Here is a 25101-nt window from a genome sequence, read left to right on the forward strand (position 1 = left end):
CCGAGGACAGAATCACAGCCCCTTCCGCACCGCCACCCAGCGTGAGTCGGGCTCAGCGAGACTTGGTATCAGTCCCGGACAAGGCGGCTGGCTCGGAGCCATATCTGACCCGCATATCGGACCAGCGCTCAAGCTGATTCACGCACAACCGGAGCGACCCTGGACCCTGAGCGACCTTGGCCGCCGCGTGGGGCTCGGCCGCTCGGCCTTTTCGGCGCGCTTCACCAAGCTCGTCGGTCAATCCATGCACCGTTATGTGATCAAACGCCGGATGGCGGAAGCGGCATTCCTGCTGGAAACCAGCGATGATCCCATCGCACGCATTGCCAGCCAAGTCGGTTACGAAACCGCGGCGGCGTTCTCCAAGCTATTCCAACGGCATCACGATGTATCACCTGGCCGGTACCGAGCAACTCGACGCTCTGACCGCAACGTGAGGCAAGGGGACGTTCAGCAGGCAGAAGCCGCCGATTGACCTTGGCCGGATGAAGATCATGGAGCATTGTCATCAAGGTGCGCACAGAACGGCGTCCTGCCCCTGCTCCGGCAGGACGCCATCCCGGCGATCGCGGAATGCCGAGCGCGTCTCAGGCGGACGCGCGGTACCGCTCGGCAGCGCGGGACTGTGCGAAATTGGGCACCATTGCGATGCGAGCGGCCTCGAAGGCGCTCCATTGGCCGGCGTCGGGCAGCGGCGGGATGGTCACGCTCTCGCGCCGGTCGAAACCTGCGAGCGCCGCGTCGACCAGCTCGCCGACCTCCATCACGCCCTGCAGCGCGTTCACGTCGCGTCCGGAGCGCTTCCAGATCTCCGTCCGGGTGGCGGCCGGCAGGACGGCCTGGATGTAGATGCCCTTCGGGCCGAGCTCCTGTTGCAGCCCCTGGCTCAGGAACAGCACGAAGGCTTTGGTGGCCCCGTAGACCGCCATGCCGAACTCGGGTGCCAGACCGACGACAGAGCCGATGTTCACGATCGTGCCCGTCCCCGACTGCACGAAGCGCGGCGCGACGGCACTCGCGAGCCGCGTCGGCGCCGTGACGTTGAGCGCGACGAGCGCGGCGGCCGCAGCCGGATCCTGGTCGAGGAAGCCTCCGTGCCCGGCCACGCCGGCATTGTTCACCAGAACGCCGATGCGCCGATCCTCGCGCAACCGCGACTCGACCTGCACGAGGCCGGCCTCTGCAGTGAGGTCGGCGCGGAGGACGTCGACAACGACGCCAGTCTCGGCGCGCAACCGGTCAGCGAGCGCTGCGAGCCGCTCGGCATCGCGCGCGACGAGGACGAGGTCGTGCCCACGGCGGGCGAAGCGGTCTGCATAAGTGGCGCCGATGCCCGAGGAGGCGCCGGTGATCAGGATTGCGGGCTTGTCGCTCATGGTGTGAGGTCCCATCTGCCAAACATGACGATCATCATGTGGAATTAAACATGACGATCATCATGTTTGTGGTCAAGGCCGTTGCCGGCTTGCGGATGTGAGATTGCGCACGTGAAGGTCACTCGAGAGCAGGTTGCGGAGAACCGTCGCCGGATCCTGGCGGCCGCCGGCCGCCTCTTCCGCGAGCGCGGCTTCGACGCCGTGAGCGTGGCCGAGGTGATGCGCGCGGCCGGGCTCACCCACGGTGGCTTCTACGGCTACTTCCGGTCCAAGGACGATCTGATCGCGGCCGCCCTTGCCGAACTCGTGGTCGCGCCGCCTGTCGCACCTCTCGATCCGGGCCGTTACGCCGAGCAGTACCTCACGCCGACGCACCGGGACGACCGGGCGGGCGGTTGTCCGGTGGCAGCCCTCGGCGCGGAGTCGGTTCGGCAATCGCCGCAGATCCGCGCGGCGATGACGGAGGGGCTCCGCCGGCAGATTGAGCGGCTCGCTCAAGGCACGGGAGACGTGGATCCGGAGGCGGCGCGCCGGGCCGCGATCGGCCAGTGGTCCGCCCTGGTCGGCGCCCTGGTTCTGGCTCGCCTGAGCGATGACCCGGCGCTCTCTGAGGAGGTGCTCGGCGAGACACGGGCTTGGCTTGGTGGCCCTTCATCCTGAGCAGGACTGCACGCGCAAGACTTCAAATGCTCCGGGCCCACTGCGGCGCTGCCGAGCGGCAGATCGGGTGCCGAGAAGGTCGCAGGCCAAGTCATTTTGGAGAGATCTGCTTTGAGTACGGAGGCAATACGCTTGCGCCGCATATCTTGCCAGATTATTGGTATATGTCCGACGAAATTGGGCAGCCTTTAAATGAAACTTGTTTCGCAAGGTGATATTCTAATTTTTCTGATTTATGCTCTTTGACGTATTATACTGCATATATTCTGATTAATTAGAAATCATGAATAATAAATTATCGACAGACAGCGTGTGTGACATGTGAATATTGCTAGTTCGTAATCTAGCTGCGTTCGCCCATGCCTCTCCTTGAACACTTTGTGTGCGACACTCAGCGGGGCCCGTCCGGTCGAGCTGAATGGCAGGAGGCGGCCGCTGGCAGATCAGGCGATCATCTACAGGATCAAACGGGGTTGATATTTGCGGGCAATTACCCATAAATGGACCATGTGGGCGCCTTGCTGATACGGCGAAGCGTTCCAGTCACGGGCACTGGCGTCGGGCTGCGAGCCCGCTCACTCTCAGCAGGGAGGCCGTTGTGCGCTTGCTCGTCGTCGGGGCCGGCTCAACAGGCGGGTACATCGGTGGGCGGCTGGCTCAAGCCGGTCGCGATGTCACCTTCCTCGTCCGCCCTACGCGTGCCGAACAGCTCCGCCGAACCGGACTGAGGATCGTGAGCCCGCACGGGGACGCAACCATCGACCCGCAGCTTGCCACTGCTGACATCATAAAGACTCCCTTCGACGTCATTCTGCTGTCGATCAAGGGCTACCAGCTTGATGCAGCGCTAGACGATATGCGTCCAGCAGTCGGACCGCAGACGATGATTCTGCCCGTGCTGAACGGCATGCGGCACATGGAGATCCTGGCGCAGCGCTTCTCGCCTGAGAACTTGGTCGGTTGCGCGCTCAAGATCGCCACCATCCTCGACGATGAGGGCCGCGTGATCCAGCTCACGCCGCTCCAGGACCTTGCCTATGGCGAACTTGACGGGCGCACGACGCCCCGCATTCTGGCGCTGAACGACTTCGTGCAGGGGGGCGGTCTCGGGCTTCGCTTGTCCGGCGAGATCCGGCGCGAGATGTGGGAAAAGTGGATCCTGCTGGCATCTCTCGGAGCCGTCACCTGCATGATGCGCGGCTCCATCGGAGAGATCGAGGCAGCACCCGGCGGCACAGCTTTCGCCCTTGGGGTGCTCGACGAGACCATCGCAACCGTACGAGCCGTCGGCACCGGCCCTTCGGAGGCTTTCGTGTCGGCGGCGCGCGATCAGCTCACCGCGGTGGGTTCGCCGCTCACCTCGTCGATGTACCGGGATCTGCAGAAGGGACGGCCCGTCGAGGTCGAGAACATCATCGGCGACCTTGTGCGCTACGGCGTAGATGCGGGCACTGCCACGCCTCTGCTCGCGGCCGCGTACACGCACCTCACCGTCTACCAAGCCAAAGTCGTCAAGGCTTGAGGGGTACCTTGAGGGCCTCCGAGGGCGCTGAGTTCGCGCCGGAGAAAAGATCGACCATCGTGACCACGCGCATCATGGCCCGCAGCTCGGCCGCTGCGTCCTCGCCGAAGCTCGCCTGGAATCGATCCTCGGTGGTCTTCCAGAGTGGTCTCGCTGAGCTAAGGAGAGCGCCTCCTTGTTCCGTGAGCGCCACAACGCGCTTCCGGCCATCCTCCTCCGACGGGCGGATTGTCACGAGGCCGCGCTGCTGCAGTGGGCGGACGAGGTGACCGAGCGTGGAGCGGTCCATGACCAAGAGAGCCGCCAAGTCTTGGATAGGCAATGATCCATGCCGATCGATCTTGGCCAGGATCGAGTACTGGTTGAGGCCGAGGCCGGTCGGAGCCAGGGTCTCGTCATAGAGGCGTGTCAGATGCCGAGCGGCTTGCCGCACCGCGGAGCAGCTGCAGATCTCCGGCAGCACACTACTCATTCCCGCGTCTCCTGCGCGGCGCTGTCACATGACCGCTTGATCCAGAAAATGACGGCAATTGCCCGCAACGGCAATGGATTGAGGTCCGTGGGTTCCCCGGAGCGGCTAGCACATCAAAAAAGCCATGTCGGGAGAAGGACCCAACCCTGCCAGCTCGGGAGTCCGTCCTCGCTGATGTGCTTGACGCGAGCGCTCCGCGTAGCTGCGGATGTCAGGAAGATGTGTCCGGAAATCGACCGAAACCGGACATTCCTGACGCAGTCCTCAAGGGACCGCTTTGGGTCAGGAGTTCTCATTCGGCTATGCGCCACTTCCAGACCTTCACGCTCCGCTGGCCGAAGGTCTGCTCTTGGGAGAGAAGGAGACTTTCCGGCTCTCAGTCAGTTTGCCCCGGCGCGACGGCAGGTCCGTGGAACTGGCTTCCCCGATCAGGTGACATGCAGGCCGCAGGGGATCGATGCAAGCCTCGTCAGGCCCCTCCCTCGGCATACACCATCACCTCATCCGCGATGTCCGGCGGCCACCGCGACACGAACGTCCGGAGCGTTTCCAAGTCGCCCGCAAACAAGGCACGCGCGGCTTCCTCGAAGTCGGGCAAGTTGCCCGCCATCGTCGACATGAACCGATAGGCCGCCTCCGCGCGGGCCGTCGCCGCAGCGACGCTCGACTTCTGGGCGGCCTCGACGAGCTTGCGCAATGTGATGGATGCGCCCCCGGGCTGACGGGCGAGCCAGTCCCAGTGACGGGGAAGCAGCGTCACCTCGCGCGGGACAACGCCGAGCTTCGGGCGGCCGCGCTTCGGAGTAGGCGTTTCCGGCACAGGCTGCCCTGCAGCAATGTAGCGGTCGACCACCTCCTGCACGCTGCCGCGAAGGTCGAGATCGACGACTTCGGCGCTCCTGCGGTCGAACACCAGGATGGTCGCGTTCGGCTCCTGGTTCAGCGTCCGCCGGGCTGCTCCCGCGACCTCGCTCAAGCTGCCGGCGGCGATCCGTGCGGCTCCCGCAAACGCGATCACGCTCGGCTTGTTCTCGAACGCGCGGTTCTCAAAGATCATCGTCATCCCCCTTATTTACCCGGGCAAAATCCTGTGTCAATATCATCCGGGTATAAAGAGGGATGCGTCATGGATCGACAGGACCGCAAGGCCGCCATCGCGGCCTACAAGGAGCGCAAGCCGGCATGGGGCGTCTACGCGGTAATCTGCACGGCCACGGGTGAGGCTTGGGTCGGCCGGAGCCTGCACGTGGACAATCATCGTAACGGCCTTTGGTTCGCGGTTCGTCAGGGAAGCAGCCCGCACGCGTCGCTCCAGGCTGCATGGCTGGCCCACGGAGAACGGGAGTTCAGGTTCGAGGAGCTGGAACGTCTGCGCGAGGATTTCCCGGAATTTGCGCGACTGAGCGAGCTGAAGACACGGCAATCGCTCTGGTGTTCCAGGCTCCAGGCCTCGGCCTTGTGAGGACGGATGCCGGCCGGTAGATCGCGGGCATGACGTGGGACGATGTCGTGGCGCTCAGCCAGGGGTTGCCGGAGGTGGAGGTCTCGACCTCCTACGGTACGCCGGCCTTGAAGGTGTGCGGGAAGCTGGTGACCCGGCTCCGGCCCGAGGATGACAGCCTCGTGTTGCCGGACGTCCCCATACAGGAGCGCGAGATGCTGATCGAGACTAATCCGTGCATCTTCCACGTCACCCCGCACTACGACGGCTACGCCATCGTGCTGGCACGGCTGGCAGTCCTTGAGCCGGCGACGTTGCTGCCCTTCCTGCGACGCCGCTGGCGAGCCGTCGCACCGAAGCGGCTGGTCATCAGGTTCGACGCAACGCACGGTCGGCGCCTGGATGATCAGCTATAGGCCCACGGCAAGCGCGCAGCGGCCGCGGCAGAACCGCCGCCGAAGACGATCAAGAAACTTTCATGGACTTGGTTCACGATCCGGAACCTCTACTAAGGCCTGCCTCTCCAATGCGCGTTCTTCTCACAGGCTCGTCCGGCTGGCTCGGGCGCCACCTCGCGCCGCTGCTGCGCGCCGCGGGCCACGCGGTGACCGGGCTCGACGTGGCGCCAAGCGCGCAGACGCAGGTCCTGGGCTCCGTGGAGGACCGCGGCCTCGTGGATCGGACGTTCGCGGCGCATGGGATCGAGGCGGTGATCCACGCGGGCGCCCTGCACAAGCCGGATATCGCCCGCCATCCGGCCCAGCGCTTCGTCGACGTCAACGTAACCGGCACCCTGAACCTGCTGGAGGCGGCGGTTGCCGCTGGGCACGACCGCTTCGTGATGACCTCAACGACCTCGCTGATGATCAGCCGGGAGATCCGCGCCGAGACCGGCCCCGCCGCGATCTGGCTTGACGAAGCGTCGAGCCCGCTGGCGCCTCGCAACATCTACGGCGTGACGAAGCTCGCGGCGGAGGGCCTGTGCCGCGTCGCGCGGGCGGAGCACGGCTTGTCCTGCATCGTCCTGCGCACGGCCCGCTTTTTTCCCGAGGAGGACGACACCCACCGTCAGTTGTCTGGAGAGAACCTGAAGGCCAACGAGTTCCTGCACCGGCGGCTGGCGGTGGAGGATGCGGCGCGCGTCCACGTGCTGGCGCTGGAAAGGGCGCCGGCACTCGGCTTCGAGACCTTCGCGATCTCGGCGCCGACCCCGTTCCGGCGAGCGGAGGCCGAGATGCTGAAGCGCGACGCCGTCTCGGTGATCCGCGCGCACTTCCCCGAAGTCGAGGATCTCTACCTGCGACGTGGCTGGCACCTGCCTGAGAGCATCGGCCGTGTCTACGATGCGGGGCGCGCCGCGCGTCTGCTTGGCTTCACCGCGGCGACGGATTTCGCGGCGGTGTTGCATGCCTTGCGCGAGGAGACGGCCCTCCCCTTCGCGCACGATCCAGCCTACACTTCACCTGCCTTGAAGTATTCCTGAGCAGAATGGGGAAGCGCACCAGCGGACGCAATTCATGTCCTATTGGCGCGGCTTGCTATTGAACAAAACTGCGTCGTAGTAAAATGGCTTAAACATATCTTATCGTTACTATTGATTATGTATAATCAACTGTCGGCGACTTATATGACAGCATCAATTCAGCCTGATTCACACTATGACGTTCGATCCCATGCGGTGGAAGATCCGATCGAGATTCAGGAGTTCGCGCGCCGTTTGGACGGCTGCGCGCTACTTCCGGTCTTTGCCACTCATCCGGCGAGTGGTCCTCTGGCTCAGCGCCCATCGTTGCCATCGCATCGTCGCGAAAGGCATCTCGGAACTGGCCAGCTCTTTGGCGCTCATCGCCTGGTTTGGCGCTCAGCGTTGAACCGTGCACGGTAGGCCGCCGGGCTGATCCCGGTCACCTTTCGGAAGTTCGATCTGAACGTGACCGGTGATACGAAGCCGCTGGCCAACGCCACTTGGTCGACCGACGCGTCGCTCCTCTCCAGCAGTTCCTGCCCACGCCTGATCCGGGCTGTGAGGAACCACTGCAGCGGCGTGGTGCCGGTCTGCTCTTGAAAACGCCGCGCGAACGTACGCTCGCTCATACCTGCACGGGCCGCCATGGCCGCGATGTTCAGAGGTCGGTCGATATTCTCAAGCATCCAGTCAAGCAAAGGCGCGAGGCTGACGTTCGTGCGGGGCGGTTCGTGGCGGATGAACTGAGCTTGTCCACCGTCGCGGTGGAGCGGAGCGACCGCAAGCCGAGCGGCATGCGCGGCTGCCGTCTGCCCGATGTCGCGCCGTACGAGGTGCAGGCACATGTCCAAACCCGCTGAAGCGCCGGCCGACGTGATGATGCGCCCCTCGTCGATGTAGAGGGTGTTCGGATCCACGTCGATGGCAGGGTAGCGTTCGGCGAGGTGACCCGCACCAAGCCAGTGAGTAGTGGCGCGCCGTCCGTCCAGCAGACCGGTTGCCGCGAGCACGAAGGCCCCAGAACAGATCGATGCGATCCGGGCGCCGGCTGCCCAGGCCTGCCTGATTGCATCCAGCACGACAGGTGCAACAGTCGCAGTTGGATCGTCGATGCCGGGGATGACGAGCGTGTCGACCGAAGGGAGCGCGTCCAGCTCGTAGGGCACCCGCAACTCAAACGGTCGCGCATGGACCTCTGGCACTTCGCCGCAGACCCGAACCTCATAGAAGGGCGCGCCATCGGCGCCTTGGGCTCGGCCGAAAACTTCACAGGGGATCGAGAGGTCGAATGGTACGACCCCATGCAACGCCAGCACGCCGACAACGTGAGCCATGCCACCTCGGCCTTCTGCCTCCCGCCAATCCTACAGGGGTGAGCGATTGGCAGAAAGCGATCGATAGACGTCGTTTCCGCCGCTCACGCTGTTCCGATCTCCTCCCGTACGCCATCTCGGCATCGAACGCGGAGGTGACGCTTGGGTACGGATCGTTGGCAGGATGAATGGCTTCAAGGACCCGGCCAGCCGGAAAAGGTCGTCCCGACCGTTGAGCGTGCACAACTCGATCTCAGGCAGTTGCGGTGGCTCAGGATCGCTGCGGTGGCGGAAGCGACGACGCTGATACTGCTCATCGGGGTCGCAGTCCCGCTGAAACACCTGGGCGAGTGGCCGGCAGGAGTCCGCGTCCTCGGCCCGACCCATGGGTTCGCCTTCGTCGCCTACCTCTGGCTGGTGCTCCAGTCGTTCGGCGCCGGCCTCGTGTCGCGCGGCGAGGCAGGCCGGCTGGTCTTGGCAGCCTTCGTTCCTATGGCCGGCTTCCTCGCGGCCCATTTCCTCACCAGCCGTGCCGCAGCACCGCTTGACCGGAGACTGAGTCGATGACGCCCGCGGACGCCTATCCATGGCTGAAGGCGCTGCACGTCGCGTGCGCGCTGCTGTTCGTTGGCGGGCTTGTTGCCAGTAGTCTGATCCTTGTCGCAGGACGGGGAGCGGCTGACCGAACCGCTGCACTGACGCTGATTCTGAGGCGATGGGATCGAGCGGTCACGGTGCCTGCCATGCTGGGCGTGTGGGCCTTCGGCATCGGGCTTGCGGTCTCGGGTGGCTGGTTCTCCTACAGCTGGCTCCAGGCGAAGCTGGTTCTCGTCGTCCTGCTGTCTGCCATTCACGGCCTGCAGTCAGGCCAGATCCGGCGTCTCGCCACAGGGCATGACATCAAGCCGCTGCGTGTATCAGCGCTCGTCGTCCCGACAGTGATCGCCATAGCCATTCTTGCCGTGATCAAATCTTGAGTGGAGCGATGAACAAGTGAGATTCGTTTTGACATGCCGTTCGGCTCTGGACCATCGAATCTCTTCCAGACAATCAAAATTCGATGGGATGGCGTGAATGCACGAAGTAAAAGGGGGAGGAGCGCTACCAGTACTTCCTTTGAGTCAAAAGCCTCCGCCTGCCTTGTTCGGCTATGAGTCACTTCCGGACCATCAATGATGGCCGTCGGAATGGCCGCTTGCCACTCGAAAGCTGCCCTTTCCGAAGCTACGCATAGCGCGTCTAGCTCTCAGGTTGTTGGCGCATAAGAGCGGCGAATAGAACCAGGGCCCCTCAGCGCATCCCCATTATCACCAGAGCTTCGGCCGACACAAGATAATGGTCGGGTATGGTGTAGAGTCGACTTCCTGGCTCCGCGAGGAACGCAGATGGCTCGTCCACTCTCCGGCACGTCTATGACCTGCAGCTTGGCCGTTGCGACGGTTGGGCGCGTAGCCGACCGATCTGCACTCGCATTCTCTTTTGTCATGCCCGTCTCGACGCGCAAAGTTTGTATTTTTTCCTGAACATAAAGCATTCGTGCCGTCGATCATGGAAGTAAGAGAAGGGGCAGGGGGCTCGGTCCCAGAGTTGATCGCCGCTAAAACTGGCAGGAGAACGGTATGCTTCACGGCGACGACCAGGAGTGGTTGGAGGCTGACGAACTTGGGGGCTTCGCGTCCGGGACCGTGTCGGGCTTGCGCACGCGGCGCTACCATGCCCTGCTCCTGACGGCGACGCGGCCGCCATCCGGTCGTGTCGTCCTGGTGAACGGCCTCGAAGCCTGGGTCGAGACTGCGACGGGCTCGGTGCCGATCACGAGCCAGCGCTACACGCCCGGCATGGTGTATCCGGACGGCTATCAGCACTGCGTCGCATTCTCGCGGGCGCCCTGGCCCACCTGGATCTACGCGCTGCAAGATGGCACGAGGCTTGTACACGAGGCGTTCGTGGCGCCAGATACCTGCGAGACTGTTCTCTTCTGGCGTCAGGAAACGGGAGTTGGCCCGTGCCGCCTGACGGTCCGTCCCCTTCTCTCCGGCCGGGACTATCACGCACTTCATCACGAGAATCCGGCCTTCCGATTCACGGCCACCGTCCAGGGTGGCAACGTGGCTTGGCGGCCGTATCCGGATCAGCCTGCTGTCGCCGCTCTCACGAACGGCCGCTACCGGGACGACCCACAATGGTACCGGAACTTCCTGTACTCGGCAGAGCAGGCACGCGGCCTCGACTGCGTGGAGGATCTCGCCTCGCCAGGGATCTTCACGTTCGACCTCGATGCGGCTCCGGCGGTGATGGTGCTGCGGACCGGCGACGGCCTGTCGGTCCGTCCCGCCGCTTACGCCGAGGCTTTGCGCGCAGACGAGCTCACCCGACGCAGGGCCGATCCACTGGATCTCGCGGCCCGGGCTTACCGCGTCGATCGGCGCGAGGGCCGCACGCTCATCGCAGGATTTCCCTGGTTCACCGATTGGGGCCGCGACACCTTCATCAGCATGCGCGGGCTCGTGATCGGCCTGGATCTCCTCGACGAGGCGGAACTGATCCTCACCGCCTGGGCCGAGGCAGTGAGCGAGGGCATGCTGCCCAACCGCTTTCCGGACGGGGACGCGCCACCCGAATACAACGCGGTCGATGCCTCGCTCTGGTACATCGTCGCGGTGCACGAATTCCTGGAGCGGTGTGCCGCGACGAGCCGGACCGTTGCCCCGGTGCGGCGCGATGTGCTCCGGGACGCGTGCGTCGCCATACTCGAGGGCTACACCTCGGGCACGCGGTACGGCATCGCGTGCGACGCCGACGGCCTGCTGCGCGCCGGCGTTCGGGGCGTGCAGCTCACCTGGATGGATGCCAAGGTCGAGGACCGGGTCATCACGCCGCGCATCGGCAAGCCGGTCGAGGTCCAGGCGCTGTGGATCAATGGCCTGCGCATCGCCGCTCAGCACGGCTGGGGGGAACCATGGCGTGCCATGGCGGACAAGGCTGCATCGGCCTTCCTCGCACGGTTTCCTGCGCCCGAGGGCGGCCTCTACGACGTGGTGGATGTCGACCATGAGCCCGGGGCGGTCGATGCCCGCGTGAGGCCCAACCAGATTCTCGCTGTCGGCGGTCTGCCCTTCGCTGTGCTGACAGGCGCGCCGGCACGCCGGGTCGTCGACCACGTCGAGGCATCCCTTCTGACTCCACTCGGGCTCCGTTCGTTGGCGCCGAACGAGCCGGGCTATTGCGGGCAGTACCGCGGTGTCGCGCGTGCGCGGGACGGCGCCTACCATCAGGGAACGGTCTGGCCCTGGCTGATCGGCTCCTTCGTCGATGGGTGGCTCGCCGTGCGAGGTCGGACCGAAGTCGCCCGCGAGGAGGGGCGGAGGCGCTTTCTCGCCCCGCTCCTCACGCACCTCGATGTGGCCGGGCTCGGCCACATCTCCGAAGTAGCGGATGGAGACTTTCCGCACGCGCCCGGCGGATGCCCCTTCCAGGCGTGGTCGCTCGGGGAACTGCGGCGGCTCCAAGGGATGCTGGGCAGCCCGGATCAGGGAGGCTGATGATGGATGATGAAGCGGCTGGTCCCCACCTCCTCGCCACCGCTGAGGGACACCGCCTCCTCGCCGCGGACGGCCAGGGCTGGCGGCGCTGGGGACCATATCTCAGCGAGCGGCAATGGGGCACCGTGCGGGAAGATTACAGCCCCGGCGGTACGGCATGGTCGTACCTGCCCCACGACCATGCCCGCTCGCGCGCCTACCGCTGGGGTGAGGATGGCATCGCCGGGTTCAGCGACGACCGCCAGCGCTGGTGCCTCGGGCTCGCCCTCTGGAACGGCCGCGATCCCATCCTCAAGGAGCGGATGTTCGGGCTCACCAACGACGAAGGCAACCACGGCGAGGACGTCAAGGAACTCTACTGGTTTCTCGACGGCACCCCGACCCACTCCTACATGCGGATGCTCTACAGGTATCCGCAGGCTGCCTATCCGTACGCGGATCTCGTGGCGGAGAACGGACGCCGGAAGGGGCGCAACCAGCCGGAATACGAACTCGCCGACACGGGCATATTCGCCGAGCACCGCTACTTCGACGTTGGCGTCGAATACGCCAAGGCAGCTCCCGACGACATCCTGATGCGGATCACTATCGAGAACCGTGGACCGGAGGCTGCGGATCTCCATGTCCTGACGCAGCTCTGGGCGCGCAATACGTGGTCCTGGACGCGAGGCGCCGCGCGTCCGCTCCTGCGGGCCGTGGCCGGCGGCGCCGTCGTCGCGGAGCACCCGCACCAGCCGACCATGCGCTTCATGCCACTCCAGGGGGCGGAGCTCGTCTTCTGCGAGAACGAGACCAACATGCGGCGCCTCTACGGGATTGAGGCGCCCGGCCCCTTCAAGGACGCCTTCCACGACTACGTGATCGGCGGGCGCCGCGACGCCGTGAGTCCCCTTGGCGAGGGCACCAAATGTGCGGCGCTCCATCGGGTGAGCGTCCCCCCGGGCGAATCGATCGTCCTTCGGTTCCGCTTCGCGGCCGCGGAGGAGGCCGCCGCACCGGCAGCAGCTGCCTTCGATGCCGTGCTGGCCGAGCGCAAGAAGGAAGCGGACGACTTCTACGCCGCGCTCCAGCGCGACATCACGTGTCCGGATGCTCGGGCCGTCCAGCGGCAGGCACTGGCCGGGATGCTCTGGTCGAAGCAGTTCTACCACTTCGACATCCGCCGCTGGCTATCGGGCGATCCCGCCCAGCCGAGTCCGCCCGAGAGCCGTCGCCATGGCCGCGACAGCGAGTGGCCGCACCTGAACAACGCGGACGTCATCTCGATGCCGGATACGTGGGAGTATCCCTGGTACGCGGCCTGGGACCTCGCCTTTCACTGCGTGACCTTCGCTCTCATCGACCCCGCCTTCGCCAAGAGCCAGCTCCTCCTGCTCACGCGCGAGTGGTACATGCACCCGAACGGGCAGCTGCCCGCCTACGAGTGGGCTTTCGGCGACGTGAACCCGCCCGTCCACGCCTGGGCGGCGTGGCGCGTGTATCAGATGGACCGCACGCTCACCGGCCGCGCCGACCGGGTCTTCTTGGAGCGTGTGTTCCACAAGCTCATGCTGAACTTCACTTGGTGGGTAAATCGAAAAGACGCCGAAGGGCGCAACGTTTTCCAGGGTGGCTTTCTCGGTCTCGACAATATCGGGGTCTTCGACCGGTCTGCGCCGCTGCCGACCGGCGGCTTCATCAACCAAGCCGACGGCACCGCTTGGATGGCGATGTACACGCTGAATCTGATGCGCATCGCCCTTGAACTGGCGCAGGACAACCACGTCTACGAGGATATTGCCACCAAATTCTTCGAGCATTTCCTGTTCATCGCGGGCGCCATGACCAGCGTGGGCGAGGACGGGATCGGGCTGTGGGACGAGCAGGACGCCTTCTACTACGACGTGCTCAAGCTGCCGAACGGCAGCTGCGTGCCCCTGCGGGTGCGGTCTCTGGTCGGTCTGATCCCCCTCTGTGCCGTCGAGGTACTCGACAGCGAGACGCTGGAGCGCTTTCCCGGCTTCGCAGCCCGCACGCGCTGGATGCTGACGCACCGGCCCGATCTCGCCGCGCTGGTCTCGCGCTGGACGGAGCCCGGACACGGCAACCGCCTGCTCCTCTCGCTCCTGCGCCGCCACCGCATGAAGGCGCTCCTGCGTCGCATGCTCGACGAGGCGGAGTTCCTCTCGGACTATGGGATCCGCTCGGTATCGAAGGCGCATGCCGCCGCTCCCTTCGTTATCGCTCACGACGGCACACGCTTCATCGTCGATTACGAGCCCGGCGAATCGACCTCGAACGTCTTCGGCGGCAATTCGAACTGGCGCGGCCCGATCTGGATGCCGATCAACTACATGCTCGTGGAGGCGCTCTACGAGTTCGAACGCTTCTATGGCTCGGAGTTCAGGGTGGAGTGTCCGGCCGGGTCGGGCCGCTTCCTGTCGCTCTCGGAGGTCGCGGCGGAACTCTCCCGGCGTCTGGGACGCCTGTTCTTGCAAGGTCCGGACGGGCGACGTCCCGTGCTGGGGAACGATCCGCTGGTGCGGGACGACCCGCATTGGCGTGATCTCGTCCTGTTCCACGAGTTCTTCCACGGCGACACCGGACGCGGGCTCGGCGCCGCACACCAGACCGGCTGGACGGGTCTCGTAGCCTTGCTGCTGCAGCCACGCCTGCACACCAGGGATGCCGTCGTGCCTGCCGCCCGTGCGCCCGAGGCGGCCGCGCCAGAAGCTGTCAACTGACAGATCCCCTGCGCTCCGCAGGATCAGCCCGTCCCCTTGTCGGACAATGGCGAAGTCCGAAACTGGATCATGATCTGCACGCAGGGCGTCTCGCCGATCTGGCCGGAGCGGTGACCCTTGCCGTCCCTCGTGCCCTGGTCGCACCCGAAATGGATGTCGCCCGGCCCCATCTCGACGCGCTGGCCGGACTGCGTCTCGAGGAACCAGCGACCTGAGAGCGGGACCACCCACTGAGGTCTGGGGCTCTCGTGCCACTCGCCGACCCAGCCCTTGGGCAGAATGTTGAACTTCACCGCCTCGACCTCGCCCGGGAAGTCTCGCATCCATTGCGGAGCCGCGCCGCCGCCGACGCTCTGCAGCTCAAAGCCGGTGAGGTCCTGCCGGACGAGGCGGCTGAGCCCGTCGGGGCCGGTCGACATCAGGTAGTAGGGCGCGGCCGGTGGCCGGTTCGGATCGATCCCGTCGTTGCCGGGATCGGGGGTCAGCGGCGGCAGCGTATCAGGCATGGAGGGGCTCCCGCGGGTCAGTGTGATCGAAGAGACGAGGCGGCGGGATCACGTCGCTCGCGCCCATCCGGTCGATCAGGTGGTCGGCGACGCGCAACGCGTTCGCGATGATGGTCAGCGTCGGGTTCACGGCCCCGATCGACGGGAAGAAACTGGCATCCGTGACGTAGAGATTGTCGATCTCGTGCGCCTTGCAGGTGAGGTCCAGCACGGAGGTCGCCGGATCCTCCCCGAAGCGCAGCGTGCCGGCTTGGTGCGAGGTGCCGCCGATCGGCACGTTCTGACCGAGATAGAGCGTGCGGTCGATCAGGTGCGGGTGGATGCCGACCTGATCGAGCATGGACTGCAGCTTGCGCCGCAGGCGCTTGTGCGCTTCGAGATTGGTCTCGGTCAGGTCGAGGTGGACCTCGCCGCCTCGGTAGTAGACTCGGTTCTGCGGCAGCGGCACGTCCTCAGAGGTGAGCCAGAAATCGACCGAGTGCTTGGCGAACCAATCGAACGGTGCCTGGGGGAACCATTGCAGGAAGCGCGGCAGGCCCTCGCCCTCGATCTGCGCCCCATCAGACTTGCCGACCATCTGAATGTGGCCGAGGGGAAAGACGTAATCCCCGCCCGGATCGCCGAAGTAGAAGTCGTTGAGGCCGAGGGTCTTCTGGAACCGGGTCGGATTCGGGGTGCGTGAGATCGCGAGGACGATCGAGTTGTTGTGGCGCACGTAGTTGCGCCCGACGAGCCCCGAGCCGTTGGCGAGCCCGTCCGGGTGACGGTCGGTGGCCGAGCGCAGCATCAGGAGCGCCGAGGACAGCGCCCCGCAGGCAACGACGATGAGGTCGGCCCGTGCCTCGAAGGGCTGCCCGTCGCGGGTGCCGGCGATGCCTGTAACTCTCCCGCCGCCCGCATCGGTCACCAGCCGCTCGACGTACGCATTCGTGGCGAGCGTGAGGTTGGGGCAGTCGCGCAGCGCCGGGTCGACGCAGATCACCTGCGCATCCGCCTTGCCGTTCGTCGGGCAGGGATAGCCGTCGAAGGCCTCGCAGCGGATACAGGGCGAGTTCGGCAGCGCACGGGCATCCCGCTCGTTGAGGCGTATGCCCACCGGCAGGTGGAAAGGCCGGTGCCCGAGGCCTTTGAGGCCGTCGAACAGCTGCTGGATGCGCGGCTCGTGGTCGAGAGGCGGGTAGGCGTAGGGCTTGCGGGACGGCGGCTCGGTCGGGTCTTCGCCGCGCAGGCCGTGCACGTGGTAGAGCTCCTCTGCCGCCTGATAGTAGGGCTCGAACACGTCGTAGCCGAGGGGCCACGCCGGAGAGATGCCGTCCTGGTGGCGGATCTCCTGGAAATCCCGCTCGCGCAGGCGGAACAGCACCGCACCGTAGACCTTGCTGTTGCCGCCGACACAGTAATGCAGGCCGGGATGGAACGCGGTCCCGTTCGCGCCGTGCCACGTCTCCTTGGCTTGGTAGAGCGCGTCGATGAAGACGGCGCGGGTGTCCCAGTTCTGGATCGTGCGCGGCAGGTAGTCGCCGCGCTCGACGAGCAGGATGCGTTTGCCCGTCTGCGCGAGCCGCCACGCCATCGTGCCCCCGCCCGGCCCGGAGCCGACGATGATGATGTCGTAGTGCTCGCCGCCCATCGATGCCTCCCGCGCGAGGTCTGGCCTTCAAGCTAGGGGCGGAAGCGGCGCCGCACAGAGCGGACGTGCCCCGCACCGCTTGCCTCCCCGGCCGCGGGCGCTAGCATCGCGGGTGCTGGGAACGGATCAGGGCGGATGCATGACGACGCTGAGCCTCATCATCGCTGCCGGTATCCGCTGCCTGCTGGTGATCCTCTTCCTGCCCTTCAGCGCCCTCGACAAGGTGTTGAACTTCCGCGGTGCAGTGGGGCAGGCAGCCGAGGTGGCGCCGACGCGCGGAGTTGCCACCGCCCTGATCTGCGTGGGCGTCTTCGTCGAGGTGGTGATGTCGCTCGGCATCATCACCGGCATCGCCGATCGGCTCGCGGCCTTCGTGATGGCGGGCTACTGCGGCACCACCGCGCTCCTGTGGAAGCGATTCTGGCAGCCGGGCGACTTCTTCGTTGCCGGGCCGAGCAAGGCGCGCGAGCTGTTCTGGGATTTCCTGAAGAATTTTTCCCTCGCGGCCGGCTTCCTTCTCGTCACGTTCGGTACCACCGCCGATTCCATCGAGGCGTTCCTGGCGGATCCGACCGCCTCCTCGAATCCATACCGCGTGGGGGTGCCCGTGCGATGAGCGAGTACACGGTCAAGCACCCGCGTTTCGAGTCCTATCTTCTGGGCAACGCCTCGCTCGAAGAACTCGCCACAGGCTTCCGCTGGCTCGAAGGCCCGGTCTGGATGGGTGACGCCGACTGCCTGCTGGTGCAGGACCTGCCGCGCAACCGCACCATGCGCTGGAGCGAGTCGACCGGCCTCTCGGTCTACCGCTTCCCCTCCGAGTACGCGAACGGCCAGACCCGCGACAGGCAGGGCCGCCTCGTCGCCTGCTCGCACCGGGCGCGCTGCCTGTTCCGCACCGAGTACGACGGTACGCTCACCACTCTCGTGACACACCACGGCGGCAAGCGGCTCAACTCCCCGAACGATGTGGTGGTGGCCTCCGACGGCGCGATCTGGTTCACCGATCCGGTCTACGGCATCGCCAACGACTACGAGGGAGGCCGCCAGGAATCCGAGCAGCCGCCGGCCGTCTACCGGTTCGAGCCCGAGACGGGCGAGATCCGGGTCGTGGCGGACGACTTCGGCGGCCCGAACGGGCTCGTCTTCTCGCCGGACGAGCGGCGCCTCTACATCGCGGAGACCGGCGACCAGTCGCAGCCGAACCCGGTTCAGCATATCCGCGTGTTCGAGGTCTCCGCGGACGGCCGCTCGCTCTCGAGTGGTGAGGTGTTCCACACGATCTCGCCGGGTTACGCCGACGGCTTGCGGGTCGACGAGGACGGAAACCTGTGGTCGAGCGCGGCGGACGGAGTGCACTGCATCAGCCCGCGAGGCGAGTTGCTCGGCGTGGTTCACGTGCCGCACCGGGTCTCGAATGTCACCTTCGGTGGGCCGTTCAAGAACCGGCTGTTCATCTGCGGCTCGGGCACGCTCTATTCGCTTTTCGTCAACCGGCGCGGAGTGCAGTGGCCGTGAGCGCGCGGCTCGCCGCGGTGCGGATGATCGCGCGCGAGCCGGAGCGGCTCGCCGACTTCTACGTCGATGCTTTCGGCTTCGCGCGCGTACCCACCCGCGACGACCCGGCCCGACTCGCGGCGCTCTTCGGCGTGGCGCGCGTCGAGAGCGTCACCCTTCGGCTCGGCACGCAGGAGCTCATGCTCGTCGGCACCACCCCGCACGGGCGGCCCTACCCGGACGGCACAGACGCGGCGGACACGCTGTTTCAGCACATCGCCCTCGTGGTGCCGGACATGGCGGCGGCGATGAGGCGGCTCGAAGCGGTCGGCGGGTTCCGCCCGATCTCGGACGGGCCGCAGGTGCTGCCGCCGAACACCGGCGGCGTGACGGCCTACAAGTTCCGTGACCCCGAGGGCCACCCGCTCGAGCTCCTCCAGTTTCCGCCCGGCGGCGCGCCTCCGGCCTGGACTGAGATGCCACCGGGCGCCACCTGCCTCGGCTACGACCACTCGGCGATCGTCGTGATGGACACGGCCGCGAGCATCGCCTTCTACGAACGACTTGGCTTCGTGCAGCGGGGCGGCTCGCTCAATACCGGTCGCGAGCAGGAGCGGCTCGACGCGGTGCCGGGGGCGAGGGTAGAGGTCACGGCCCTCGGCAGCCGCCCGCGGCCTCCGCATCTCGAACTCCTCGCCTACGGCCCGGGGACGCGCTGCACCGGATGCGCCGACGTGGACGTGGCGGCGACGCAGCTCGTCCTCGCGCTCCCCGACGCAGCGGCGTTCCGTGCCGTCCTGACGGATCTCGGCGCCGCGCCCGTGGATCCCGGCAGCGGGGCGCTGGTGCGCGACCCGGACGGCCACCGCCTCGTCCTGCACAGCCCGGAGTCCGCGCCATGACCGCCTCCTGCAAGCCGACCGCCGACTCCGCCTCCGGCACCGCACCCGCACCTGCCTGCACGCTCGTGATCTTCGGGGCCGGCGGCGACCTGACGAAACGCCTGCTGATGCCCGCGCTCTACAACCTCGCGGGGGCGGGGCTCCTGAACGAGGGCACAGGCATCCTCGGCCTCGACCGGCTCGACCTCGACGATGCGGGCTGGGCGCAGAGCCTGACGGAGACGATGGAGAGCTTCACGCACGCGGCAACTGCGGAATTCCATGTTCCGAAGATCGACGAGACGGCCTGGGGCTTCGTGCGCGAGCGCCTGCACTACCTGAAGGCTGATTTCGGCTCGCCCGACACCTTCGCGGAGCTCGGCCGGCGCCTCTCCGGCAACGTGGTGTTCTACCTCGCGGTGGCGGCGCGGTTCTTCGGCCCAGTGGTGACGAAGCTCGGCGAGGCGGGCCTCCTCAAGGAAGTGCCGGGCGCCTTCCGGCGCGTCGTCATCGAGAAGCCGTTCGGGGCGGATCTGCCTTCGGCCCAGGCGCTGAACAGCGAGATCCTCGCCGCCGCGGACGAGAGCCAGCTCTACCGGATCGACCATTTCCTAGGAAAGGACACGGTGCAGTCGATCGAGGCGATCCGCTTCGCCAACAGGCAGTTCGAGCCGGTCTGGAACCGCGATCACATCGCCTGTGTGGAGATCACCGCGGCCGAGACGGTCGGTGTCGAGGGACGCGGCGGCTTCTACGAGCCGACCGGGGCGCTCAGGGACATGGTGCCGAACCACCTGTTCCAGCTGCTCTGCATGGTCGCGATGGAGCCGCCCGCCGCTCTCGACGCCGAGGCCGTGCGCAGCGAGAAGGCCCGCCTGATCCAGGCCGTGCGGCCCGTGGCGCCCGGGGATGCGGTGCGCGGCCAGTACACGGCCGGCAGCGTGTTGGGCGAGGCGGTGCGCGGCTACCGCGAAGAGCCGAACGTCGCCGCCGACAGCTGCACCGAAACCTACGTGGCGCTGGAACTCGCGATCGAGAACGGGCGCTGGAGCGGCGTGCCCTTCTACTTGCGCACCGGCAAGCACCTTTCGGCCCGCCGAACCGAGATCGCCGTTACGTTCAAGCCGTCGCCGCTCTCCTTGTTCAAGGACCGCGCGACGTGCCCGAGCATCATGCGGCTGATGATCGATCCCGAACACGGCACTGACACGACACTGGCCGTCAAGGTGCCGGGTCCCGAGATGCGTCTGGCCCAGGTCCATGCGCAGTTCCGCTACCGCGACGCCTTCCCGCAGAAGCCGAATGTCGGTTACGAGACGCTGCTCTATGATTGCCTGCGGGGCGACGCGACGCTGTTTCAGCGAGCGGATGCTATCGAAAGCGCCTGGGCGGCGGTCCAGCCACTTCTCGACGCCTGGCAGGCGGGGGAGCCCGAGTTCTACGTATCGGGCTCGGAGGGACCGGCGGCCGCAGATGCGCTGCTCGCCAGGAAGAACCATGCTTGGCTGCCGCTTGACCCGAGCGGAACGAAGGAGGGCGGTTCGGACGAATGATTTGACCCCCCTTGGGACTACTGGCGGCGAAGACCGGCCCCCACTTCGGCAAAGGTCTTGAAGCAGCGGGCCCGCTTGAACAGTCGGCATTGCAATCCGTCGTGGAGGTGAGAACCGTGTCCGACCTCGAGATGGCAACCCGGATCGCAGCGAACGGCTTCATCGCAGCGCTCGACCAGAGCGGCGGGTCGACCCCGGGCGCATTGCGCCTGTACGGCATCCCCGACAGCGCCTACGCCGACGAGGGCGAGATGTTCGCCCTGATGCACGCGATGCGGGTGCGGATCATGACCTCGCCCGCCTTCACGGGTGCCAAGGTGATGGGCGCCATCCTGTTCGAGGGCACGATGGATGGCTTCGCGGCCGGCAAGCCCGTGCCGGCCTTCCTCTGGCAGGACCGTGGGATCGTGCCGTTCCTCAAGGTCGACAAAGGCCTCGCCCCGCAAGTAGATGGGGTCAGCCTGATGAAACCGATGCCGGACCTGGACGCGCTCCTCTCGCGCGCTGTCCGGCTCGGTGTGTTCGGCACGAAGATGCGCTCGCTCATCAACGCGCCATCCGACCGCGGCATTGCGGCGGTCGTGAAGCAGCAGTTCGAGGTGGCTGAGCGGATCGCCTCGCATGGGCTCATGCCGATCATCGAGCCGGAAGTCTCGATCGCGAGCCCCGACAAGAGCGGCGCAGAAGCCATTCTTCTCGTCGAGTTGGTGCGGATGCTTGATGCCCTGCCCGAACAGCGGCAGGTAATGTTGAAGCTCACCTTGCCCGATGTCATGGACCACTATGCATCGTTAGTCCGTCATCCCCGGGTGGCCCGCGTGGTGGCCTTGTCGGGTGGGTACACGCGCGCTGAAGCCTGCGCGAGGCTTGCCGTGAACCACGGAATAGTCGCAAGCTTCTCCCGCGCTCTCACCGAGGGTCTCACGGTTGACATGAGCGACGAGGCATTTGACGCGATGCTCACCTCAGCAATCGACCAAATTTACACGGCTTCGGTGGACAAGTATCAGCTTCAAAGTACCTAGAGCTGCGCCGGGCCGATCTGCAAGATGCTTTGGGGCGAGGCGTTGACGAGCGGTGGAGGCTTCCGATGCCGTCAGCCCTGTCGGTCGATCGGCGCGAGCGCGTCGTCGCGGCCATGGCGGAGGGGGCGTCCTGTCACGGAGCGGCCGCCCGCTTCGGGGTGAGCGCGTCGAGCGCCAGCCGCGAGGCGGGGCGCGTGCGACAGGAGGGCCAGGTGGCGCCACGGCTGCGCGGCGGCGATCAGCGCTCACGAGCCATCGAGGCGCACGCCGACCTGATCCTCGCCACCTACGAGGCGCAGCCCACGATCTGCCAGCATGAACTGCGCACGGCCCTGGCCGAGCGGGGCGTGGCGACCAGCACGAGCGCGCTGTCGCGCTTCTTCGCCCGCCACTGCATTGACGTCATCGCCCGGAGCCGGCAGCGATCCCTGGAACGTGCCCTTGGGGACGTCGATCGTCTCGAGGACCGGGGATTCCTTGGCGATGGCGGCCGCCTCGTCGATCTCGATCGTGACCGGTCGGTCCGCTCCGGCCCTGCGCAGGGCGGTGTAGAGCGACAGCCACGCGCGGCTCGTGGCCGGTGCGACCACGAAGAGTGCGTCCACCTGCCGGTGCCGGACGGCCTCGGGCACCTGATCGAGGCTGAGGACCCGGCGTCGAACCTCTGTTGGCGGCACGGCGTAGTGCTGGAGGATCAGGTCTAGGAGCTTGCCGTCGAGCGGCTGTCCGTCGAGCAGCCCCACCGTGTGCCCGCGCAGAGCTCGCACGCCGTCGACGTGGCCTGCGCGCGGCACGATGAACACGGCGGCGTCGCGGCGCAAGATGACGAGCGTCTGGCTGTTCTGGCCGGCCGCGTCGCTGCGCACGATGGCGAGCGGGGCTGTGTCGGCATCGAGCGCGGCCGCGGCCGCCGTCAGATCCGGCGCGGGCACCGTCCGGACGCGAACGCGCGGGTGGCTGGCCGCGAAGACCTGCGTGAGGGCCGAGGCGGCGCGGCGGCCCTCTGCCGTCGCGGGGACCGCGATGCTGAGCCTGAGGAGGTTGAAGAGCAGTTGGATCAGCGTGGCGGACACCACCGCGCCAGCGATCACCAGGGCCGCCACGAAGAGCGTGGTCGCGCGACGTCTCATCGAACTCGATCCTGGCTCCCGCGATGGGGTGCGAGCCGGCGAGGCTCGCTGGCATGGCGCCCGCCGCGGCCGTCGGATCTGCTGCGTGAGCGGCAAACGGGGTATGAATTCGGTCCGCGCCCCGATGGCCGGTCGGCTGCGCCATTCGTCCGCGGCTTCAACCCGGAACGGCTGCGAGAGCGTGCAGGTAGCGCTCCGCCTCGTTCCACGCCGCTTCCGTGACCGACAAGCCGACGTAACCGTCCGGCCGGACGATGACGAGGGACCGGCCGTCCGGCGGCGTCCGCGGCTCGGGCTCCAGGAGCGCGGGGAAGCGCGCCGCCAGCGCGGCCCCGCGTGCCGCATCGGCGGCGTAGAGCACGAAGCGCGGCTCGCGCCCGCTCCCGGGCGGCGGGCCGGCATCATGCCGCGGGTCCCATCGCGCGCCGGCGCCGGGCCCCCGCGAGAGCGGGCTGCCCGCATAAGCGATCTCGATCTCGCTCATCGTCGTCGCCATCCGCTCGCGCACGGCGTGGAGACCGAGCAGGAAGCGTAGCGCGAGGTTGCGGGCGGCCTGCGCCGCCGGATGCGCCAGCGTCGCCATGTCGGTGAGGCGCCCGGCATTGCGCAGCACCATGTCGCCGACCGCCGTCCGCTCGGGGCTGTAGCTATCGAGCAGAGACACGGCGGCTTGCCCGCGCGCCACCATCGCCAGCTTCCAGGCGAGGTTGATCGCGTCCTGCATCCCGGTGTTCATGCCCTGGCCCCCGGCCGGGCTGTGGATGTGCGCCGCGTCTCCCGCCAGGACGATCCGACCTTGCCGGTATTCGTCCACCTTGCGCTCGTTGATGCGGAAGTTGGTCAGCCAGACCGGATCGGCCACGCGGAAGCCCCCGCCGGCCCGCTGATCCACCAGGGCCTGCACGTCCGCGAGCGTCGGATCCGGGCGCGGATGCGCCGGGTCCGTCCGGCCGCGTGTCGCGACGACGCGGGCGCGCCCGCCCGGGATCGGGAAGACCACGAACGGGCCGTCCCGGTGCAGGTAGGTGGCGATCTCGTCGGGCGGGGGCGCCTCTTCCCCCTCCAGGCGCACGTCGGCCAGCAGCCAATCGTCGCCCTGTGTCGCGCCGCCGAACGCCACGCCGAGTCCGTGGCGCACCGTGCTGTGGGCGCCGTCGCAGCCAATCAGCCAGGGCGTCGCGACGCGCTCCTCGCGTCCGTCCGCGTGCCGGAGGCGAGCCTCGACCTGATGGTCCGCCTGCGTGAAGCCGATCAGTTCCACTTGGCGTTCGACCGCGGCGCCGAAGGAGCGCAGGTGGGCGGTGAGCAGCCGCTCGGTGTCCCGCTGCGGGATCATCAGGGCGAAGTTGTAGGCGCTGGCGATGTCGTCGAAGCGCGGCTGGCCGAGAACCTTCCCGCCGCTGCGGATCGAGGCGCCAGGAGCACGGAGCCCCGCATCCAGGAAGGCCTGGGTACAGCCCATGCGGTCCATGAGTTCGAGGGTGCGCGACCAGACCACGAGCGCCTTCGAGGTCTCGGTCGCGTGCGGGCTGCGGTCGATCAGGCGCACACCGATCCCGTAGCGGGCGAGTTCCGCCGCCAGGGTGAGGCCCACCGGGCCGGCGCCGACGATGAGGATGGTCGTCACGGGGTGTCCTCGTGTTTGGCCCGGTGTCGCGGCACGAGATCGACATCCGGAGCAGGGGCTGGGTTCGATGCGGTCGATCGTCGGCCTGCGCGGCTGGAACGGCTCCGCCGCCCGGCGCAGGCCACCGGGCTCACGCTGCGAGAAGCAGGCTCTGGAGATGCTCCTGCAGCCCGGCCTCGCGCCACGAGCGGCCACGCCAGCCGAGATGACCGTCGGGCCGCACGAGATAGCTCATCGGCTCCGGGCCGTAGGCCGCCGCGAAGGCGCCCGAAGGGTCTTCGAGGAGGGCGACACCCGGCACGGCGCGGTGAGCGGCCGGGGTCGTCACGGCGACGACGCGCAGGCAGCCGCGTCGGTGCGAGGCGTGCTGCTGCGCCCAGCGCGACAGGTCCGCGATCGTCTCGGGCGCACCATCCTGCGGCAGGTGAACGATCAGAACGTGCTCCGTGCCGCGCAGGACGTCGAACAGACGTAGTGGAAAGCCACAGCCCTGGCGCATCAGGCCGACGGCATCGGGAGCCCGGTCGCCCGCGGCCGGCCCGCCGTCCTGCGACGCCGCGTCGTCGCGCACCCACGGCGTTCCCCGGTAGGAGACCAGGATCTGCGTGTCGGCCAAGCGATCCGGGGTGCCGGTCCGCTCGCGCCCGTAGCCCTCGCTCGCCGCGCGCGTCCGCGCGACCACGTCCGCGCCGACCGGACGGCGCTCGGCGTCGTAGCTGTCGAGCAGGCTCGGGGGGG

Annotated in this window: 23 protein-coding genes and 1 pseudogene; 16 read left to right on the plus strand and 8 right to left on the minus strand. The window is 67.0% G+C overall.

Annotation, left to right across the window (positions count from 1 at the left end; all coding sequences use genetic code 11):
- A partial coding sequence (locus ACKUB9_RS26665) for a helix-turn-helix domain-containing protein (protein WP_407528981.1) occupies positions 1-475 on the plus strand: 475 nt, incomplete at its 5' end.
- Between the two features lie 112 nt (positions 476-587).
- On the opposite strand, the gene ACKUB9_RS26670 is transcribed toward ACKUB9_RS26665, so the two are convergent.
- Positions 588-1376: an SDR family NAD(P)-dependent oxidoreductase gene (locus ACKUB9_RS26670; RefSeq protein ID WP_407528983.1), complete on the minus strand. Its 789-nt coding sequence runs from the start codon at positions 1374-1376 to the stop codon at positions 588-590.
- Between the two features lie 111 nt (positions 1377-1487).
- Here ACKUB9_RS26670 and ACKUB9_RS26675 point away from each other — a divergent pair, with 111 nt between their 5' ends.
- Both ACKUB9_RS26675 and ACKUB9_RS26680 read left to right on the plus strand, forming a co-directional pair.
- A complete protein-coding gene (locus ACKUB9_RS26675) occupies positions 1488-2036 on the plus strand; it encodes a TetR/AcrR family transcriptional regulator (RefSeq protein ID WP_407528985.1) in 549 nt (182 codons plus the stop codon).
- 598 nt (positions 2037-2634) lie between these two features.
- On the plus strand, positions 2635-3558 hold the full coding sequence (locus ACKUB9_RS26680; RefSeq protein ID WP_407528987.1) for a ketopantoate reductase family protein: 924 nt from the start codon (positions 2635-2637) through the stop codon (positions 3556-3558).
- Here the strand turns inward: ACKUB9_RS26680 and ACKUB9_RS26685 are convergent.
- Together ACKUB9_RS26685 and ACKUB9_RS26690 are read right to left on the minus strand one after the other, a co-directional pair.
- Positions 3548-4030 carry a MarR family winged helix-turn-helix transcriptional regulator gene (locus tag ACKUB9_RS26685; RefSeq protein WP_407528989.1) on the minus strand — a complete coding sequence of 161 codons (483 nt, stop codon included), beginning with the start codon at positions 4028-4030 and terminating at the stop codon, positions 3548-3550. The genes ACKUB9_RS26680 and ACKUB9_RS26685 overlap by 11 nt on opposite strands.
- Before the next feature lie 469 nt (positions 4031-4499).
- A complete protein-coding gene (locus ACKUB9_RS26690) occupies positions 4500-5087 on the minus strand; it encodes a DUF2239 family protein (RefSeq protein ID WP_407528991.1) in 588 nt (195 codons plus the stop codon).
- 69 nt (positions 5088-5156) lie between these two features.
- Here ACKUB9_RS26690 and ACKUB9_RS26695 point away from each other — a divergent pair, with 69 nt between their 5' ends.
- From ACKUB9_RS26695 to ACKUB9_RS26705, 3 genes are all read left to right on the plus strand, one after another.
- On the plus strand, positions 5157-5492 hold the full coding sequence (locus ACKUB9_RS26695; protein WP_407528993.1) for a GIY-YIG nuclease family protein: 336 nt from the start codon (positions 5157-5159) through the stop codon (positions 5490-5492).
- Between the two features lie 29 nt (positions 5493-5521).
- Positions 5522-5887, plus strand: a complete 366-nt coding sequence (locus ACKUB9_RS26700; RefSeq protein ID WP_407528996.1) for an MmcQ/YjbR family DNA-binding protein — start codon at positions 5522-5524, stop codon at positions 5885-5887.
- Positions 5888-5997: 110 nt separating this feature from the next.
- Positions 5998-6954, plus strand: a complete 957-nt coding sequence (locus tag ACKUB9_RS26705) for an NAD-dependent epimerase/dehydratase family protein (RefSeq protein WP_407528997.1) — start codon at positions 5998-6000, stop codon at positions 6952-6954.
- Positions 6955-7313: 359 nt separating this feature from the next.
- Here the strand turns inward: ACKUB9_RS26705 and ACKUB9_RS26710 are convergent, their stop codons facing one another.
- Positions 7314-8270, minus strand: coding sequence for a GlxA family transcriptional regulator (locus tag ACKUB9_RS26710; RefSeq protein WP_407528998.1), 957 nt, complete (start codon positions 8268-8270; stop codon positions 7314-7316).
- Positions 8271-8411: 141 nt separating this feature from the next.
- On the opposite strand from ACKUB9_RS26710, the gene ACKUB9_RS26715 reads away from it, so the two are divergent.
- The 4 genes from ACKUB9_RS26715 (at position 8412) to ACKUB9_RS26730 (ending at position 14514) form a co-directional block, all read left to right on the plus strand.
- The gene (locus ACKUB9_RS26715) at positions 8412-8816 is read left to right on the plus strand and encodes a DUF3817 domain-containing protein (RefSeq protein WP_407529001.1); all 405 of its coding nucleotides are present in this window, start codon (positions 8412-8414) and stop codon (positions 8814-8816) included.
- Positions 8813-9226, plus strand: coding sequence for a CopD family protein (locus ACKUB9_RS26720; RefSeq protein WP_407529003.1), 414 nt, complete (start codon positions 8813-8815; stop codon positions 9224-9226). The genes ACKUB9_RS26715 and ACKUB9_RS26720 overlap by 4 nt, the downstream gene beginning before the upstream one ends.
- Before the next feature lie 642 nt (positions 9227-9868).
- The gene (locus ACKUB9_RS26725) at positions 9869-11791 is read left to right on the plus strand and encodes an amylo-alpha-1,6-glucosidase (protein WP_407529005.1); all 1923 of its coding nucleotides are present in this window, start codon (positions 9869-9871) and stop codon (positions 11789-11791) included.
- Entirely contained in the window at positions 11791-14514 is a 2724-nt protein-coding gene (locus ACKUB9_RS26730; protein WP_407529008.1) for an MGH1-like glycoside hydrolase domain-containing protein, read from the plus strand. The genes ACKUB9_RS26725 and ACKUB9_RS26730 overlap by 1 nt, the downstream gene beginning before the upstream one ends.
- Positions 14515-14537: 23 nt before the next feature.
- Here the strand turns inward: ACKUB9_RS26730 and ACKUB9_RS26735 are convergent, their stop codons facing one another.
- Together ACKUB9_RS26735 and ACKUB9_RS26740 are read right to left on the minus strand one after the other, a co-directional pair.
- Positions 14538-15020, minus strand: coding sequence for a cupin domain-containing protein (locus ACKUB9_RS26735; protein ID WP_407529010.1), 483 nt, complete (start codon positions 15018-15020; stop codon positions 14538-14540).
- Entirely contained in the window at positions 15013-16650 is a 1638-nt protein-coding gene (locus tag ACKUB9_RS26740) for a GMC oxidoreductase (RefSeq protein ID WP_407529012.1), read from the minus strand. Before ACKUB9_RS26740 ends, ACKUB9_RS26735 begins: the two co-directional genes overlap by 8 nt.
- 139 nt (positions 16651-16789) lie before the next feature.
- Here ACKUB9_RS26740 and ACKUB9_RS26745 point away from each other — a divergent pair, with 139 nt between their 5' ends.
- The 6 genes and pseudogenes from ACKUB9_RS26745 to ACKUB9_RS26770 all read left to right on the plus strand — a co-directional run.
- Entirely contained in the window at positions 16790-17266 is a 477-nt protein-coding gene (locus tag ACKUB9_RS26745; protein ID WP_407529014.1) for a DoxX family membrane protein, read from the plus strand.
- Positions 17263-18168, plus strand: coding sequence for an SMP-30/gluconolactonase/LRE family protein (locus ACKUB9_RS26750; protein WP_407529016.1), 906 nt, complete (start codon positions 17263-17265; stop codon positions 18166-18168). The genes ACKUB9_RS26745 and ACKUB9_RS26750 overlap by 4 nt, the downstream gene beginning before the upstream one ends.
- Positions 18165-19049 carry a VOC family protein gene (locus tag ACKUB9_RS26755; protein WP_407529018.1) on the plus strand — a complete coding sequence of 295 codons (885 nt, stop codon included), beginning with the start codon at positions 18165-18167 and terminating at the stop codon, positions 19047-19049. Before ACKUB9_RS26750 ends, ACKUB9_RS26755 begins: the two co-directional genes overlap by 4 nt.
- Positions 19046-20581: a glucose-6-phosphate dehydrogenase gene (zwf, locus tag ACKUB9_RS26760; protein ID WP_407529021.1), complete on the plus strand. Its 1536-nt coding sequence runs from the start codon at positions 19046-19048 to the stop codon at positions 20579-20581. Before ACKUB9_RS26755 ends, zwf begins: the two co-directional genes overlap by 4 nt.
- Positions 20582-20697: 116 nt before the next feature.
- Positions 20698-21606: a fructose bisphosphate aldolase gene (locus ACKUB9_RS26765; protein WP_407529023.1), complete on the plus strand. Its 909-nt coding sequence runs from the start codon at positions 20698-20700 to the stop codon at positions 21604-21606.
- A gap of 65 nt (positions 21607-21671) precedes the next feature.
- Positions 21672-22005 (plus strand): annotated as a pseudogene (locus tag ACKUB9_RS26770) (IS630 family transposase); the annotation flags it as partial.
- 888 nt (positions 22006-22893) lie between these two features.
- On the opposite strand, the gene ACKUB9_RS26775 reads toward ACKUB9_RS26770, so the two are convergent.
- Both ACKUB9_RS26775 and ACKUB9_RS26780 read right to left on the minus strand, forming a co-directional pair.
- Positions 22894-24363: an FAD-dependent monooxygenase gene (locus ACKUB9_RS26775; protein WP_407529025.1), complete on the minus strand. Its 1470-nt coding sequence runs from the start codon at positions 24361-24363 to the stop codon at positions 22894-22896.
- A gap of 130 nt (positions 24364-24493) precedes the next feature.
- Positions 24494-25101, minus strand: a 608-nt coding sequence (locus tag ACKUB9_RS26780; protein WP_490390955.1) for an aromatic-ring hydroxylase C-terminal domain-containing protein, incomplete at its 5' end; no start/stop codon positions are given.

The sequence above is a fragment of the Methylobacterium oryzisoli genome (genome assembly GCF_046557895.1).
Taxonomy (GTDB): Bacteria; Pseudomonadota; Alphaproteobacteria; order Rhizobiales; family Beijerinckiaceae; genus Methylobacterium; species Methylobacterium oryzisoli.

Excerpts from the sequence above, each read along its gene's own strand:
- ACKUB9_RS26745 (WP_407529014.1), top strand. The coding sequence starts at position 16,790 with ATGACGACGCTGAGCCTCATCATCGCTGCCGGTATCCGCTGCCTGCTG.
- ACKUB9_RS26720 (WP_407529003.1), top strand. The coding sequence starts at position 8,813 with ATGACGCCCGCGGACGCCTATCCATGGCTGAAGGCGCTGCACGTCGCG.
- ACKUB9_RS26700 (WP_407528996.1), top strand. The coding sequence starts at position 5,522 with ATGACGTGGGACGATGTCGTGGCGCTCAGCCAGGGGTTGCCGGAGGTG.
- ACKUB9_RS26670 (WP_407528983.1), bottom strand. The coding sequence starts at position 1,376 with ATGAGCGACAAGCCCGCAATCCTGATCACCGGCGCCTCCTCGGGCATC.
- ACKUB9_RS26705 (WP_407528997.1), top strand. The coding sequence starts at position 5,998 with ATGCGCGTTCTTCTCACAGGCTCGTCCGGCTGGCTCGGGCGCCACCTC.
- ACKUB9_RS26735 (WP_407529010.1), bottom strand. The coding sequence starts at position 15,020 with ATGCCTGATACGCTGCCGCCGCTGACCCCCGATCCCGGCAACGACGGG.
- ACKUB9_RS26750 (WP_407529016.1), top strand. The coding sequence starts at position 17,263 with ATGAGCGAGTACACGGTCAAGCACCCGCGTTTCGAGTCCTATCTTCTG.
- ACKUB9_RS26695 (WP_407528993.1), top strand. The coding sequence starts at position 5,157 with ATGGATCGACAGGACCGCAAGGCCGCCATCGCGGCCTACAAGGAGCGC.
- ACKUB9_RS26740 (WP_407529012.1), bottom strand. The coding sequence starts at position 16,650 with ATGGGCGGCGAGCACTACGACATCATCATCGTCGGCTCCGGGCCGGGC.
- ACKUB9_RS26710 (WP_407528998.1), bottom strand. The coding sequence starts at position 8,270 with ATGGCTCACGTTGTCGGCGTGCTGGCGTTGCATGGGGTCGTACCATTC.
- ACKUB9_RS26730 (WP_407529008.1), top strand. The coding sequence starts at position 11,791 with ATGATGGATGATGAAGCGGCTGGTCCCCACCTCCTCGCCACCGCTGAG.
- ACKUB9_RS26685 (WP_407528989.1), bottom strand. The coding sequence starts at position 4,030 with ATGAGTAGTGTGCTGCCGGAGATCTGCAGCTGCTCCGCGGTGCGGCAA.
- ACKUB9_RS26725 (WP_407529005.1), top strand. The coding sequence starts at position 9,869 with ATGCTTCACGGCGACGACCAGGAGTGGTTGGAGGCTGACGAACTTGGG.
- zwf (WP_407529021.1), top strand. The coding sequence starts at position 19,046 with ATGACCGCCTCCTGCAAGCCGACCGCCGACTCCGCCTCCGGCACCGCA.
- ACKUB9_RS26690 (WP_407528991.1), bottom strand. The coding sequence starts at position 5,087 with ATGATCTTTGAGAACCGCGCGTTCGAGAACAAGCCGAGCGTGATCGCG.